Genomic DNA, 15,883 nt, shown 5'->3' with positions numbered 1-15,883 from the left:
AGGGTTCATTTGCAAATGTAAAAGAAGACATGAACTTCAGAAGATATTTGTATAAGGGGACGAAGAATGTTCTTGCACAAAGCGTGTTGCTTGCAATCGGATTCGATATCAATAAACTGCATCACAAGATCATGGCCGGCCGAACAGGAACTCATCTTTTTGAGCTAAAGAAAACGGCATAATTTTTGATCCTTAAAAATCAAACTCCTGTATCTGATCCGAAGATATCTTCGGACTATTAAGTTACTCTAAAAATATGAGATATGAGCAGAAAGCAGATATAAGTACCGATTTTTAGGCCTGAAAAAGGGCCATCGCCCAGATGATTTAATCATCTAATGCGACAGCCCCCTATTTTATTATCAAAAAAATTTTTATATTATTATGCAACATTTTCAGGCTCCTGACTGTATAATAGGTGAAGTCGGTTATAAAGTGACTGATGTAACAAAGAGCAATACAGGGGAAAGTATTGAATATCAGTTACACCTTAATGCAATTTAGGAGGGTTTATGAAAAAACAAGCAACATCAGTTTTAGCATTCCTACTGGGTATAAGCCTGGTAACCGGATGCGGAAATCAAAATGGGGGAGACACACTGACACAGACAAACGGTGACGTTAAATCAGCGCAGCCCAATACCGTCGTTTCTAATTTGATAGAGTCGACCAATCCGAGCGAAAACGCTGAAAGCACCGAAAGCGATGGAAATAACGGAAATGCCAGTGGTAACGGAATCGCCAGTGACAGTGCCGGCGGAAGCGGTACAATAAATGTACTTGCAAACATCAAAAACAAGTATGCATCTGCTGCAGTAGACAGTCCAAATGAATTTAATGAGCCTATCTATAATCTGGCAAATGATTATGTATTCACTTTTGATTGTAATGCAGATGCCTTCAGTTCAGTACACGATAATGTTTTTGGTGTATATACTACAATCGATTTTGAGAATCCTGACAAGTATATTCGTAACTGCGCTTCATGCTATCTTGAAAACGGAAAATTCATAGTAGAACCTGCTACTGTAGATAATTTCTATGATATACCGGAAAGCACTCTTACTGCTGATACAGATACTTACGGTGCATGGAAAACAGAGAGTGACGGAACATGGGGTGGTCTGAATAAGTTGTATTTAGTACAGAAATACGATCTTCAGACAGGTGAAAAACTCGCAAAGCCAATCATAACTCCTTTCAGTATTCATCATGACATAGAGTCAACAACCGTGAAGCAGAAAATCGATTCCAACAATAATTATTATCTTGAGTGGACTCCTGTAAACGGAGCGTCTGCTTATCTGGTTTATCAGATTAACGACGACGCTTTTCATCTGGTAAGTAAAACAACAGATACAAAAACCTCTTCTGATAATTTTATGGGACAGCTTCATTCAAATATGTGGAGTGAGATTGTAAACAAAGAGCTGCAGGAAAACGGTTATGATACTACTACTTCCGAGAAGATAACAATGAATGCCGATCTGCATAATCACAAGAATTCTAAGTTTGCAGTAGTGGCAGTAAAGAACGGACAGACATCAGGTATCAGTAATATCGTTGATTCAAATGAGCTTGCTGATTTATTACCTTATCAGGTAGCTGATAATAATATGGAGATTACAATTAATACTGTAACCGATATACCTGCTTACGTTAATATGACTACAGTAAATGACAAAACTATGCAGATGGTAATCAACTATCACGGTTGCACTGCAAAATTCGAGGATGAAAGTTCAACAACTTTCTACTTATATCCTACAGTTTATCGCACGGATTTATCTCCATTCAGAATTACTGTACATGGCATGTCTTATGACGATTTCAAGGCAACCTGCGATCAGGTTGGTGAAAGACAGGATAAAATCACTTCAAAAATGCCCGGCGAGAACGTAGAAACAAATGTAAATGTTCCTAACGTACCCGGTCAGGAAGAAGAAACCAGTACCACACAGAAGATAGAAGAAAACACAGGTGTAGATCCCACTACTCCTAGCGAGCCTACTACTCCTGAGGAGCCTACAAATCAGGTAGAGCCTACTGATCCTGAAGAACCTCAGGAACCCGGCGAGTTTGTTTCTCCGGAAGAACCCACAAATCAGGTTGAACCCACTACTCCCGAGGAGCCTACTGATCAGGTTGAACCTACTACTCCCGAGGAACCTACTAATCAGGTTGAACCTACTACTCCCGAGGAGCCTACTAATCAGGTTGAGCCTACCACTCCCGAGGAGCCTACTAATCAGGTTGAACCTACTACTCCCGAGGAGCCTACTAATCAGGTTGAACCTTCTACTCCTGAAGAACCTGCTACTCCCAGCCAGGTAACTACAAACTCTACAAATGAGCTTATGAACGAAGTTGCCTATGCTGTAAATACCAATTTGACCATGTTGCAGGATCAGAGTGGCGTTTCAATAGATCAGGTATTATTTGCACAGTCACCTCTTGAAGAGTGGATAGCATATTGCCTCATTGCCAGAAGTGAATATATTCCGGTTCCTTACAGTGAGTTCCCTGAAGGAGCAGATGTAGAAGGTACAGCATCCAAAATTTTGTCTATGTACAGACAGAACCCTACAAGTGGTGTTATTTCAGACATTAAGTATTCTTATGATTATGAGACATTCCTTATCGAATATGCTGACGACACAAATGACAGACTTAGTAAGTCTGTAGAGGAATTAAAGAAGGCTATGGAAGTAGCTAATACAGTAGCATATGGATTAGGTGAATATGACAGCATCGTTGCATTAAATGATTATTTCTGTGCAAATGCATCATATGACGAAAGCTCAATGTCTACTGAAGTTGATATGAACTCACTCACACAGTCATTTATTGATGCTCATACACCTTATGGTATTTTGTGCAACAACTATGGCGTATGTGAAAGCTATTCAGAAGCCATGGCACTTGCAGGCAGATGCGCAGGTTTAAATGTAATTATCGAAACCGGTGATCTGTATGGTGCAGGCGGACATGAATGGAACAGAGTATCTATTGACGGAAACTGGTGCATTCTTGATATAACCAATAATGACAGTGAGCTTGTTCCTAACGGTCTTTGCAATATAACAGACAGCATGGCAACAGAGCTGCTTATACCGGATAAACAGGCATTTTTATTTGATGCTTCTGCGTTTACAGATTCTTATGAATACTATCACGTAAAAGGTGATTATGTTGAATCCGTAACTGACCTTGCCAACAAGTTGAAGGAGCAGTTAAACAGCGATAATGTTGCTCACGTCCGCTGCGGTCAGGGTATCTCAGAGGAAGATGTAACATCAGTATGTCAGCAGTTATACAATGAAGGCTACAATATAAACGAAGGCTATTTCGTATATAACATAGCAGTATTGTCCAAATAACAAAATGAAATATTGACAGCGTGCGCCGCAAGGCGCACCACTGCAAAAGGAGCGCGGAACAATTACATTCCGCGCTCCTTGTTTTTATCCTGTAAGGATCATATTTAGATCGTCAGCTTTCCCTTTTTAAAGTGCTTCCTGCACAGTGCGATATAGCTTTCATTTCCTCCCATGAATACCTGCTCGCCATCGCGTACGATTTTTCCATCACAGATTCTGGCATTGCAGGTTGCTTTTCTTCCGCACCAGCACACGGTCTTGACCTCTTCTATCTTGTCAGCGATTTCCATAAGACGTGCTGATCCGGGGAAAAATTTTTCCTGAAAATCGGTCCTTAGTCCGTAGCATATTACAGGGACTTTATCAAAATCCACGATATCGGATAAAAGATCCACCTGCTCTGCTGTGAGGAACTGTGCCTCGTCCACTATTATTGCATCATATTGTTCTATCATCTTATGCTTTCTGCGGTACTCGTCAAAAAAATCTTCAACAAGCATGCATTCGGCCTGAAGTCCTATTCTGGATCTTATGATCGTCGCTCCGTCCCTGTTCTCAAGGCGGGGCTTAAGAATAATCGAATTTTTACCCCTCTCATGATAGTTGTAATTTACCATAAGTGCGTTAGCTGTTTTTGATGAACCCATTGCACCATATCTGAAATAAAGTTGTGCCATTTCCTTCTCCTCATAACCTGTAATCTGTAGCTGATTCACTCGCGGTGACCAACCCCTTAATATTAGCACATTTTTAACTTATTTTTTATAAAAAAAACAGACACTGTACATAACCGGTACATATGCATCCTTATAATTATTATTAGGAGATTCTCATTTTCAAGGAGGTACTGCTTATGAAAATTATGAAATCATTGATTACCGCATTTATGATTTTTATGTTGGCGGGGAATACAGCACTTGCTGCAACTGAAACAGAAAGTGAAGTAGAAAAGGCAGGCGGTGAAGTTGCCCAGGAAGCTATTGTAGTTGCTAACACCTACGAGTTTGTTTCCGCTTATGGTTACAGATATTTCATTGCTTTGTGCAAGAACAACTCGGAAGCAGAACTTGATGTTTCATGGGATACTGTAAGCTATGATTCTTCAGGTGGTATTCTTGAAACGGGATCTTCCTACAGTGCATATGTATCCCCGGGTCAGAGCTTTGTTTTATATGCTCTCTTCCTTAACTCCGATGATGCTGATGATTACAGCTACAAAATCCACTATGAGGATTCCAATTACATTCATCCGGCATATAGCGATGTTGAAATGAAAGCTTCCATCTCCAAGAACGGAAGCCTTATCCTTCAGGCAACAAATACCAGTGATGCTGAGATCAGCTCCATCCAGGCTGCTACTCTGTTCTTTGATAAAAATGATGAGCTTGTCGGCTTCGAGGATTCCTACATTGTAAACAGCAACTACAATGTTGAGGCAGGGGAAACCGTTGTTGAGGATATCAATGTTCCCGAAGGTGCCGACAGATTCGAAACCTACATAACCGCATATCGCTGGTAAAGCTTTATCATATACTAAATAGTACGCCCCGGTATTATATATTCATCTTCAATCTCGTTACGCTTCGCGTAGAATCGATTGAATCTGAACATATAATACCGGGGCTTGTTATTTGGCATATTCTACTACCAATCTCGTTACTTACGCATAATCGCCTGAATCTGAATACATACTTCCAGAGCTTTAATCTACCCCACTACATTCGTTTTGAATTTCTGTAAGTATTTTACGACGTCGAAGTTATAAGCTTTTTCAAGGAGAGCTCTGGTAAGGACGTCTTCCTTTTTCCCGAAGGAAATGAGGCGTCCTTTTGATATGAGGGCCATCTCATCCGCTATGTAGGACGCGATATTTATGTCATGAAAGACTCCAATCATGGTGGGTTGATACTCCCTTTTCCCACTCATCTTCACAGGTCTTTTTCGCCATTTTAAGAGGTAGTCAACAAGCTCTGACTGCACCTTCATATCAAGGTGGTTCATGGGCTCATCGAGAATCAGTACCGGGCTCTCCTGCGCTATGCACCTGGCAAGCATGACCCTTTGGAGCTGTCCGCCCGACAGGGTTGTTATCTGCTTGTCTGCTATATCCTTAAGTCCCAGCGTTTCAAGAGTCTCTTCCACTATCTCCCTGTCTCTAGCAGAGGTTCCTGAGAAGAACGAGTTTCCGTGAATATAGCGCCCCTGCATTACCGTCTCGTAGACACTATATGAAAAGTACACCGACGTCGTCTGCGATAAAAATGAAATATATGACGCCATCTCCTTGCGTTTAAAAGCTTTCAGATTTTTCCCATCAAGAAGAATCTCTCCATGTGCAGGAATCATGCCCGAAATCACACGAAGAAGCGTTGTCTTTCCGCACCCGTTTGGTCCAAGAAGACACACACTGTGTCCCTCCTGAATATCCAGAGAAATATCCTTTACTATCAATTGTTCCTCTGCATTTTTTCCATTTTTATGTTTCCCATATCCTGCGGATACATTCTTTAATTCGATTATATTTTTTCCCATTCAGATCCTCCCCTTAAAATATACCCAGAGGAAAAACGGAGCTCCCACAAAGGCCGTAATTGCGCCTATCGGTATCTTCTGAGGTGCCATAAGAGTTCGTGCAAGAAGATCCGATAATGACATAAACGCTCCGCCAAGGACAAGACTCATCGGTATTACAACTTTATGGGAAGAGCCATACATTTTCCTTACAACATGCGGTATCGTCAGATCAACAAAGCCTATAACACCTGTAAAACACACTGAAACTCCGGTAAGAAATGACGCCAGTATGAGAAGTATGATTTTGGATTTTTTATTATCAACACCAACAGCTGCTGCCTGCTCATCTCCAAAAGAAATGATATCAAGCTCTCTGTGAAAAAGCATTATAAGTGTCATTCCAATAACAAGGCACACAAAGATCACCGCCACATGCTCAAAGCGTCTTCCCGAAAAGCTTCCCATCTGCCACAGAACAAGCCTCTGCATGTGGCTTTTATTAAGTGCGCTGAGCATAGTCATTATGGCATTTACAAATAATGAAAAGATCATTCCGAACAGGATGATTGTGTGATTTTTAAAGCCTGAATCAAGCCTTGTGGCGATAAGTATGACGATGAGAACTGTCAGTAATCCGCAGCCAAAGCCAACCGCCGGGAGAAGGAAATAACCAAGTGCAGAACCTCCCACGCCGGTTATTATTATGATTGCTACTCCAAGACACGCTCCGGAAGATACGCCCAAAGTGTAGGAGGATGCCAACGGGTTCTGCAGTATTGACTGAATAACCGCTCCGCTTGCAGCAAGGGCTCCTCCTATCAGAAAAGCACAAAGCGCCCTTGGTATTCTTATATCCCACAATATTGAGATAAGGGAGGGATCAATGCTATCCTTTACAGCGCTTCCTGACAGTTTCGAGAACAGTATTGATAATGTATCGGAAAGAGGAATATTCACACTTCCGAGACAAATACCCATGATAAGGGTTAACACGCCTGCAAGAAGCGCAGAGATGATTTTTAATGATACTTTTTCAGAATTATGAGTCATAGTTTTCCCACCCAAAATGATATACAGGAAAGCATTATATTCCTTGTAATAAAAAAGAGCTCTGCTACTCTTTTATAATAGCAGAACTCTTGTAATTATGCTGCATCATCAAGTGCAACATTTTCATATTTATCCGGATAAATTGATGTTGCCATCTCAATCATGGCATCGATTACGTGATGGTTAGGCTGATTAACCGCATCACTGTTAATCTGATATACTTCCGAATTCTTAACCGCATTAACATTTTCCCAACCTGACATACCGAGGATTGTGTTTATAACATCAGGTGTATACATATCTGCTGTAAGAATAACATCCGGATTAGATGCAACCGCTGCTTCTTCTGAAAGTGCCGGCCACTGATCAGTCTCTGTGGCTGCTACATTCTTTGCACCTATTATCTCAAGCATTTCATTAATGTAAGTTCCATTTCCTGCAGTATAGATATACGGGTTATCAGCAGAAGGTGTGTAAAGCTCAAAGAGGACGGTCTTCTTTTCCTCCTCAGGGATGGTGCTTCCTATCGCTGCAAATTCATCAATCTTCGCCTGCATGTCGTCCACTATTCTCTTTGCTGCGTCGGCTTCTCCAACACACTGTCCGATAAAGGTTATATCTTCTTCAATATCTTTTAATGAAGCACTGCTTGGAATATCTGCAACGCACGCGCCTGTCTCACGAACTGATTCAAATACATCAGCGCCCTGGCTTTCACTCATTCCTGATGTAAAAATGATGTCCGCCTTAAGTGCAATGATCTGCTCCTGATCAGGTGCCATCATATCGAACTGAGGAATATCTGCCTTAAGCTCTGAGCCATAGCCTGCATAAGAGTAGGTATCACATGCAACGATTTTATCTGCAAGGCCGAGATCTATAAGAATGCGTGTTGTTGAGGGCGCCATGGAAATGATGCTCTCTACGTTCTCCGGAACTGTAATTGCGTTACCGCTTCTGTCGGTGGTTACAGCGCTTGTGTCTGAAGCATCGCCTGTCTTTGTGTCATCAGATTGTGCTTCTGCATTTTCAGCACTCTCTTCTGTTTCTGAATCAGCAGCGTCGCCTGCTTCTGTATCTGCAGCATCTTCAGATTCTACTTCGCTGTTTTCTGCATCAGTATCTGCAGTTGCTTCTTCTGAAACTGCTTCAGTACTCTCAGCTGTGTCTGCAGTCTTACCTGCTCCACACCCCATTGCTGTGAGTGCAAGCATGCATCCCATCATAATTGCTACAAGTTTTTTTTTCATAATGTCTCCTTTTTCCCGAAAATATTAGCTCTCGTTTTTGTGTAAATATTTTTTTACCCGCACGAAACCATACCATAGATTGCAATAACGGTCAAATTTTTCCGATAAAAAGTTTACATGATATACTCAAACTTCACGCACCAAAAATGGGAAGTTTGAATGATTCAATCATTAGTTGAGCATGCCCTGCATGAAATCCTTCACAACTTCGATAACCTTCGGAAGATCATTGTCATAGCAATGTGTATCTCCGGGAATGAGTTCAAGTCTGCAGTTTTTGTACTGCTTTGCTATATCAATTGAATACTCTACCGGAACTGCTTCGTCCTTATCTCCGTGCACAATGAGAACAGGCTTATCAAACTTCTTCACTGCATCCTCTACGTGAAGTGTCTGTGCTGCTTTGATATAATTGCCATTCAGTTCTCTTCCGTCCCATGAAACAAGCTTATCCGGAATGTTTTCAGGATCAAAGGGCTGTCCTAAGAGATCACCCTTTCTTGCTCCGTCGAGGATGACAAGTGCAGGTGAAAGAGGAAGAAGCGCCTTAATCTTTTCCTTCTCCATTCCGGCAAGCATCATCGCTGTCAGGCCGCCCTGTGAATGTCCGCAGAGATAAATATCTGTTACGAAGTCCAGTGTTTTTACATAATCAATTACTGCCATTCCGTTAGAAAGCCACTTGTAAAGTGTGTGGTTTTTGAATTCACCCTCGCTGCTCCCGTGTCCGTACATATCAACTCTGAGTGTTGCAAGTCCAAGCTCATTCATCGCTTCCTGAACTGCTGTGATATGTCTCTCCTCCATGTGACCTGTAAAGCCATGGATTATAACGCAGATAGGACATTTGGAAGGATTGTCCTTTGGCATGTCGAGTTTTATATTAAGTTTTATTCCATCATCTGTAATGTGCATTTTAGGTATTCTCCTTATAGACTTGATGTGTCATGTTTTTTTGGATTATTTAGTTTTTATATGAATTTACATAGCTTTTAGTGCTTCGTTTAGCCTTTTCTGAAGTTATTCAGACTTTTCGAATTTATATATTTTTTCAACTCAGCTATTTTTCTACTCAGCTATTTTTCTACTCTTCAGAAATTATTTTATCTTTTTCATAGCATCGGAAAATATATCTTCATGATCAAATGCAAGATCAGAAAGTGTCAGCTTGAGCTCACCATTAGCAAGTGTATAGCTTCCGTTTTCATTTTTAATGGAAAACCACTTTGCATCCTCAGCGTCATCGCCTGCTATGGGTTTAACCTCATTTTCATTGACGCAGGCAAGAAATGCCACAGAAACCGTCCAGTCCCTGGGGTCTCTTCCGGGCTTGCTGTATACACCAACAAGTGTCAGCTCCTTCGAATCCATCTTTATGCCTGTCTCTTCCTCCAGCTCTCTTGAAGCAGTTTCTTCAATTCTCTCTCCCGCCTCTGAAAAGCCACCCGGAAGTGCCCATTTTCCAATACAGGGATGGTTTCCCCTCCTTATAAGAAGCACCTTATCTTCGCCATTTCCTCTTGCTATTATGCAGATGTCAGAGGTAAGCGAAGGCTTCTTCCACTTATCCGGATTGTAATCCTTTAAATATTCAGCCTCTGTGAGGCCGTTTTTATCCCTAAGTTCTTGTGCCTGTCCCATGTACTCCTCCTTGTGTTTTTTACCATTATTATCATCTTACATAATAGGGAAGCTTTCCACAATCGAATAATTGCGGTTCTTTTGGGTGATTCTTGTCTATTTGGCACAGAACTTCTTGTAGCATACTTTTCAACTATAATCGTATAATTTGTGATAATGGATGAACTAAATTCAAGAGGTTTTCATCCTTATTTCTTCATAAAAAAATATAGGATGAATGCTATGCTGCCATGATTCACCCTACATTATTGTTTTCCATAAACCGCATGAACTCAATTCTATATTCATAGTGTCAAAAGTATATATATTCATCCGTTATTTAAATTCTAATTGTGCCGGATGAATTAACTCCGTTTTTCATTCACCCGTAAGTACTAGTATCCGCAGTCTGGATGAAAGATTGGTTTTTTCAGTCAGAATTAGACATATTGTAGATATTGGTGTAACCGGATTTTGCCCCCTCAGTCAAAGGGTACGAATTTTAAGATATTGACTTAACAGTTTTTTTAACCGTTCAGTCAACAATAAGAATTGTTCGCGAATTGACTGAATCCAGATATATACTCTTTTCCCGCAGAGGAAACCTCTTTCAGTCTAAATCCGTGATTTTGCCTCAACCGGTATAACAAGCTTTTAATATATTTTTTTCAATTCAGTCAGATTAACCATTTTTCACTAGCTTGACTGAAGGCTAAAATTTTACAGTCAGTCTATTTTTATAATTATATTGCCACCTGACGTAACGCCCCAAAACAAGTTAAGTCAATTATATTCTCTCACAGATGATTGACGTATAACCTCAAGCAAAATACCCAAGCAAATCAATTTCTCTCATCTATCCCCCGTTGCTTTCTCTCCTTCTTATCCTTATACATCTCTTCGTCCGCATCACTAAGGAGCTTGTCGATATCGAGGCCTTCATTGATAATCGCATGAGCACTTCCGACACTGGCAGTTATCTTATACATCTTTGAGACAACATCTTCTCTTGACAGAAGAACATTATCAAGTCTGCTGCGCACGGTATCTGCCGATAATTCGATGGGGACATCAGTCAGGAGGGCGCAGGCAAATTCGTCTCCGCCATATCTGGCACATACACCATTCCTGGATGAGAAATGGTGGATTGCTTCAGCCATACACTGTATTGCAAAATCGCCCTGTGCATGCCCGAAAAAGTCATTGATGTGTTTCAGGTTGTCCATATCAATTGAAAATGCTGTGAGATACTTTCCCTTATTTGAAGCTGCTTCAATAATGTTCTTCAGGTCATTATAGAAGCCTCTTCTGTTGGGAATCCCCGTAAGGTAATCAAGTACCGAGATACGCTCCATCTCACGGTGCATATCTGCAAGATCTCTGTTTGTCAGCACTGCATTTATTGCAGTCGACAGAAACATACTGAATTCCTCGCATCTTCTGATATCCCTGTTAGAAGTATTATGCGTTCCCTCAACAACATATCCGAAGGTCCTGTTACCTGTGTAAAGAAGTCTTACAAGAAAAATACTTATGTCGTTGTTTTCTACAAGCTTTTCAAAGCCTGGAATAAAGTCCTTCTCCTCATAAGAGAGGCCAATACCTGTGCGCTTACCATCCTCACAGCGGAAAAGAGTTGTGAACTCCGCAGGTGGCATATCTCCCATCTCAGGACGGAGTATGTCTGAGAAAATTCCTACAAATTGAAAATCAGACTCCTGAAGCCAGAGTGTATCAACTACGGTATTAGCAAGATCCACCACGGAATCAAGCATCTCTGCCTTGGAGACAAGCATATTTATGCTTCTTACAGCCCAGTTAACATCCGCATAGCTTGATGAAAGAACTGTTATTTCTTCCGGGGACAGAACGTCTTCGGATTTAAAACAGCCGCAGGAGCTTCTTCTCTTCAGCACAAAATCAACATCATAGCTTGCCTCAGCATCAGGGTTATTCTCATACTCTTTGATAAGCCTGATAACCTGTGCAGCTTCATCAGCATAGTTTGGCTCAACAGTAGATATGGAAGGCACATTGAACAGGGCACTCTTTATGCCATCAAAGCCGGTCACTATGATATCTTCCGGCACCTTGTATCCAAGATGAATAAGCTCATCGCAGACAGCAATAGCCATTGCATCATTCGCGCAGACTATAGCTTCCGGAATTACGTCGTCCTCAATAAATTTCCTCAGCGCAGCTCTGGCAGGCCTGTCCCAGAAATCGCCGTAGCCTATACGGCATTCCTCAATCGGAATCCCTTTTTCAGTGAGCACATCCTTATATGCATCTATACGTTCATCGGAAAATTTGTCACCCACAGGTCCTGCAATCATGTTAATTTTCCGGCAGCCATGAACATCTATCACATGCCTTACAGTCTCTGCAAAGCCATCCCTATACCGCATGGATATGCTGATGCTTTGCGGGATTTTACGCTCCATTACAATTAGAGGCACATGCTTTTTCTTTGCAAGATCCTTGATAGCCTCAATAAGGTACTGGTTCTTTATAAATTCAAGCTGCATAATAATAGCATCAAGCTGCAGCCCACCTGCAATCTCTATGAGCTTTAAGTCACAGTTATTCCTGTCCTGCTTTAAATTTGTGGTCTCGGAAAAACCAAAAGCAAGCATAAGATACCCCTGCTTCAGGCATTCCTTTTCCACCTCATGTATGAAATTGCTGTTCTTTTCCTCATCGAGCATTCCGCCCATGAAAGCTATGAGCTTCTTAGAATTTCCCATATGTCTGTTCCATTTTTAATGCATAATGCCCATCTCAACCTGCATTTTTACTTATTCAATTGCATTTCATATACTTGTAACTACTTGTGGGTAAAAATTATCTATTCTTACATTTAATTGCACTCTATTAATTGTACCTTTTTTAACCGTTTCTTAAATTATGAGAGTTTAAATATTTTCTAAAAAAGAAATAAAAATAAAACTTATTCGAAAATATAGAATACTTGTTGGACATCTGTTGGACAGCCCCTAATATAATGAGAAACAGATAAGGGTGATACATAATTTATTTAGCGAAATCTTATGAGGGGGAGATAGACTAAGTAAAGATGGAAGGCTCTTTGCAAAGGTAGCGTGTGCTTTACCATAGCAAACTGCCCGGCTACTTATCTAATGTACTTGAAGCGGGCGACACACCTCTACAAGTACAAAAAATTTATCCATCGCAAGAGTGACGCGAGTTTCACTCAAGCAGGAGCACAAAAAAGAGAGCAACCCACTGCTCTCTTTTTTGTGTGATTCAGATACTGGGCAAGTCGCTGGGACGGTTCTTTTGACTTACCAGTCGTCGTCCTCCTCATCGTCCTCCTCATCGTCCTCATCATCCTCGACATCCTCGTCATCCTCATCGTCCTCGTGGTCCTGCATGTAGGATGGTTCGTGAGTATACCACTCATAAGCCGTGTCATCCGTTTCCCTCGCCACGTTTATAAACTCATTATTGTAGATACTTGAATTCGTCCACATTGTGCACATTATTGCTACATTCTCTATATCGATAAAAGTACAATCGTGTACTCTGATATTGTTCTGATATACATCCGGAATGACTGTATGACTCCCAAAGCCTCTGTACAGATTTTTGAAAGTACAATATGCCACCTCCACATTGTCACAGGGGCAGTCATCGTAGACAGGATCCTTGGTGTAGGGCATGGTTTCTTCATTGGCAGCATCTATCTGAAAAGCTTCCAGCGGCAGATCTTCATATGCATTGTCATGATAACAATCCATAAATGTGCATCCTGTAACATAAACATCTCTGCAGGCTGCAATTTCTACCATGTGAGAAGCAGCACAGTTTTTTATGGTAAGGTTCTCCAATGTAAGACCCGAAACATGCGCGAATCTGACAGGAACCTTTAGATTATTATTAAAATCGATGGTTCCTCCTATAATTTTTATGTTCTGGTAATCATCATATCCGCCGACTCCGTCCGGCACATAAACACCATCTTTATTACTGGGTCTCTTCTTTGTCTGGAAAATCACGTCATCCTCTTCGCAAATGATGGTCGCCCCATTCATCTCGAGAGTGACATTACTACCAAGTCTGATGGATTTGGTGCCTTCCCTGACATAATATGTTCCCTCAGGTACAATAACCCTGAAATACAGGGATGGATTCTCCAAATATCTGACCCATGCATCATCAAGTACCAGGTAAAGAGTTAAGGCAAAATCCTTTTCAAGGCCCTCACAAGCGCTGAGATCATAAACAATCTCACCGGCATCATTATAATAGGCCAGAATCCCACTGCCTTCAGCCTTCGCCTTTAGAACATAATCGGATAACATTCCCTGAACAATATATGAAATAATGAGTAGTACAACTATAAATCTTTTCATACAAATATTATATGAAAAAGACCTATAGCAAAGTATTACGTAAGAGTAAAACAGAATTAAAAAAGTATAAACAAGTCACGGGGACGTGACTGGGTGACTGACGTAAAAAAGTGCCTACGGCACCTCAACTCCCCTGCCCCTCAATCATGAGGGGTGGGGTTGTTTTTTGCCTCAACTCATTCATAATGATTTTATGAAACGAAATACTCTACAAGATCTGTTCCGCGATCATTATGAAGAAATTCAATATACTCTTCATCCCCGCAAGACCGAAATGGAAAACATCGATAAGATGATCAATTGCGGGGATCCTGCTTATGGCGGCGCTATGTACGGCTGCCCTGATTGTGGTACTCTCAAATTTGTTCCCTTTCGTTGTCATTCAAGATTCTGCCCTACATGTGGTGCCATGTATTCACAAAAACGTGCTCAGGCTATGTCATTTAAGCTCATAAACTGTCAGCACCGTCACTGCGTATTCACCATATCAAAAGAATTACGCCATTACTTTCTCGAAGATCGCGACCTTCTTAACTGTCTTTTTGAAGCTACCAGCAGTGTTATTAACCGGATGTTCTACAAAATCAACAAGAGTCAGAACTTTACACCTGGTTACATCCTTGTTCTTCACACATTTGGTCGTCCTTTGGAATGGAATCCTCATATCCACTGCCTCATATCTGAAGGTGGTGTTGGAGACACCGGCTTCTGGCGCAAAGTAAAGTTCTTCAGTTACCCCTATATGCGCCATGCTTTTCAGACTGCTCTTCTGAATCTAATGGAAGATCGTATTACTGATCCCAATAAGAAAGCATTGTTTAAAAAAGAAAAAGCTCTCTCCTACAAAAATCAGAAAGAAGGCTTCTATGTCTATGGTAAACCCACTCTCGCTGACAAACGCACAGTATCAAAATATATAGGTCGCTACCTTGGTCGTCCTGTAATCGGTCTCTCAAGAATTGACTCCTATGATAAAGAGCATGATACTGTTACTTTCCACTACAACAGGCATGAAGACGAACTCCTTGTCACTGAGACCATACCTTCAATGGAATTCATCAAGCGTCTTATCCAGCACATACCTGAAAAAGACTTTAAGATGATACGTTACTATGGTGTATATGGTCGCCATAGAGAATCAGACAAAAAACTTTACCGGCTGATTCACCCTTCCAAAAAACCATTCTTTAAATCATTCCTTCAATGGCGTTCAGGCATCCTGACAGCATTCGGATATGACCCATTGAGTTGTCCAAAGTGCAGCAGCACAATGAAATTTCTCGAATTGCGCTTTAACCACAAACGTGTTTCTCTCGAAGACTTATATGAAAAGGCAATGGGAAAATGCCGTCCCAAAAGCAGAGCTCCATCCTCAAAAATCAGTAGTGTTCCCTCGTATTCCTGCGCATGATAAAATCATGCTAGGAGGAACAGCCATGGCCAGTAAAGAACTAATAGCAAAGCTTAGAGAGAAATACATCCAAAACCCGCCGGAAGGCATGTCGGCGAATGAAATCCGCGAGATGGATGATGAAGACCTTCTCGACATGGATTACTTTATGCATGAAGATGATGAATTCTTTGATGAGGTAGATTGGTAATTCAAAACCAACATACCTCCGCTTTGCGTGGCCCGGTCTTGCCGGGCCTTTTAATTCAAGGGTTCGCCGCCAAGGCGAAATTTCCTATTAAA

The 15,883-nt window shown here is 41.2% G+C and carries 13 protein-coding genes; 5 read left to right on the top strand and 8 right to left on the bottom strand.

Annotated elements, in window-relative coordinates:
- On the top strand, positions 1–182 hold a 182-nt coding region (locus tag G602_RS31075; RefSeq protein WP_026491028.1), incomplete at its 5' end, for a transposase.
- Positions 183–512: 330 nt separating this feature from the next.
- Complete coding sequence (locus G602_RS29170) at positions 513–3,380, top strand: transglutaminase-like domain-containing protein (protein WP_049945277.1); 2,868 nt, start codon at positions 513–515, stop codon at positions 3,378–3,380.
- Positions 3,381–3,484: 104 nt separating this feature from the next.
- Here the strand turns inward: G602_RS29170 and G602_RS0115970 are convergent, their stop codons facing one another.
- The gene (locus G602_RS0115970; protein ID WP_026659882.1) at positions 3,485–4,057 is read right to left on the bottom strand and encodes a thymidine kinase; all 573 of its coding nucleotides are present in this window, start codon (positions 4,055–4,057) and stop codon (positions 3,485–3,487) included.
- 176 nt (positions 4,058–4,233) lie between these two features.
- On the opposite strand from G602_RS0115970, the gene G602_RS0115965 reads away from it, so the two are divergent.
- On the top strand, positions 4,234–4,899 hold the full coding sequence (locus tag G602_RS0115965; RefSeq protein ID WP_026659881.1) for a hypothetical protein: 666 nt from the start codon (positions 4,234–4,236) through the stop codon (positions 4,897–4,899).
- 188 nt (positions 4,900–5,087) lie between these two features.
- Here the strand turns inward: G602_RS0115965 and G602_RS0115960 are convergent, their stop codons facing one another.
- The 7 genes from G602_RS0115960 to G602_RS0115930 form a co-directional block, all read right to left on the bottom strand.
- The gene (locus G602_RS0115960) at positions 5,088–5,912 is read right to left on the bottom strand and encodes an ABC transporter ATP-binding protein (RefSeq protein ID WP_026659880.1); all 825 of its coding nucleotides are present in this window, start codon (positions 5,910–5,912) and stop codon (positions 5,088–5,090) included.
- Entirely contained in the window at positions 5,913–6,944 is a 1,032-nt protein-coding gene (locus G602_RS0115955) for a FecCD family ABC transporter permease (protein ID WP_026659879.1), read from the bottom strand.
- 95 nt (positions 6,945–7,039) lie between these two features.
- Entirely contained in the window at positions 7,040–8,194 is a 1,155-nt protein-coding gene (locus G602_RS27045) for an ABC transporter substrate-binding protein (protein ID WP_049945276.1), read from the bottom strand.
- A 171-nt stretch (positions 8,195–8,365) separates the two neighbouring features.
- Positions 8,366–9,109 (bottom strand): alpha/beta hydrolase, encoded by a 744-nt coding sequence (locus G602_RS27040; protein WP_044932443.1) that lies wholly within the window; start codon positions 9,107–9,109, stop codon positions 8,366–8,368.
- A gap of 183 nt (positions 9,110–9,292) precedes the next feature.
- Positions 9,293–9,835: an NUDIX domain-containing protein gene (locus tag G602_RS27035; RefSeq protein WP_044932440.1), complete on the bottom strand. Its 543-nt coding sequence runs from the start codon at positions 9,833–9,835 to the stop codon at positions 9,293–9,295.
- Between the two features lie 821 nt (positions 9,836–10,656).
- On the bottom strand, positions 10,657–12,561 hold the full coding sequence (locus G602_RS0115935) for a GGDEF domain-containing protein (RefSeq protein WP_026659878.1): 1,905 nt from the start codon (positions 12,559–12,561) through the stop codon (positions 10,657–10,659).
- 558 nt (positions 12,562–13,119) lie between these two features.
- On the bottom strand, positions 13,120–14,190 hold the full coding sequence (locus G602_RS0115930) for a hypothetical protein (RefSeq protein ID WP_026659877.1): 1,071 nt from the start codon (positions 14,188–14,190) through the stop codon (positions 13,120–13,122).
- 193 nt (positions 14,191–14,383) lie between these two features.
- On the opposite strand from G602_RS0115930, the gene G602_RS27030 reads away from it, so the two are divergent.
- A complete protein-coding gene (locus tag G602_RS27030; protein WP_044931794.1) occupies positions 14,384–15,601 on the top strand; it encodes an IS91 family transposase in 1,218 nt (405 codons plus the stop codon).
- A 25-nt stretch (positions 15,602–15,626) separates the two neighbouring features.
- Entirely contained in the window at positions 15,627–15,791 is a 165-nt protein-coding gene (locus G602_RS31070) for a hypothetical protein (protein ID WP_170832732.1), read from the top strand.
- Positions 15,792–15,883: the final 92 nt, after the last annotated feature.

Source organism: Butyrivibrio sp. AC2005 (genome assembly GCF_000424145.1).
Classification (GTDB): Bacteria; Bacillota; Clostridia; order Lachnospirales; family Lachnospiraceae; genus Butyrivibrio.
The sequence above is the reverse complement of the archived record's forward strand: the minus strand, read 5'-3'. Positions and strand labels throughout refer to the sequence as shown.

Bases quoted from the DNA above. Each gene is read 5' to 3' on its own strand.
- G602_RS29170 (WP_049945277.1), top strand. From the start codon at position 513: ATGAAAAAACAAGCAACATCAGTTTTAGCATTCCTACTGGGTATAAGC.
- G602_RS0115970 (WP_026659882.1), bottom strand. From the start codon at position 4,057: ATGGCACAACTTTATTTCAGATATGGTGCAATGGGTTCATCAAAAACA.
- G602_RS0115965 (WP_026659881.1), top strand. From the start codon at position 4,234: ATGAAAATTATGAAATCATTGATTACCGCATTTATGATTTTTATGTTG.
- G602_RS0115960 (WP_026659880.1), bottom strand. From the start codon at position 5,912: ATGGGAAAAAATATAATCGAATTAAAGAATGTATCCGCAGGATATGGG.
- G602_RS0115955 (WP_026659879.1), bottom strand. From the start codon at position 6,944: ATGACTCATAATTCTGAAAAAGTATCATTAAAAATCATCTCTGCGCTT.
- G602_RS27045 (WP_049945276.1), bottom strand. From the start codon at position 8,194: ATGAAAAAAAAACTTGTAGCAATTATGATGGGATGCATGCTTGCACTC.
- G602_RS27040 (WP_044932443.1), bottom strand. From the start codon at position 9,109: ATGCACATTACAGATGATGGAATAAAACTTAATATAAAACTCGACATG.
- G602_RS27035 (WP_044932440.1), bottom strand. From the start codon at position 9,835: ATGGGACAGGCACAAGAACTTAGGGATAAAAACGGCCTCACAGAGGCT.
- G602_RS0115935 (WP_026659878.1), bottom strand. From the start codon at position 12,561: ATGGGAAATTCTAAGAAGCTCATAGCTTTCATGGGCGGAATGCTCGAT.
- G602_RS0115930 (WP_026659877.1), bottom strand. From the start codon at position 14,190: ATGAAAAGATTTATAGTTGTACTACTCATTATTTCATATATTGTTCAG.
- G602_RS27030 (WP_044931794.1), top strand. From the start codon at position 14,384: ATGAAACGAAATACTCTACAAGATCTGTTCCGCGATCATTATGAAGAA.
- G602_RS31070 (WP_170832732.1), top strand. From the start codon at position 15,627: ATGGCCAGTAAAGAACTAATAGCAAAGCTTAGAGAGAAATACATCCAA.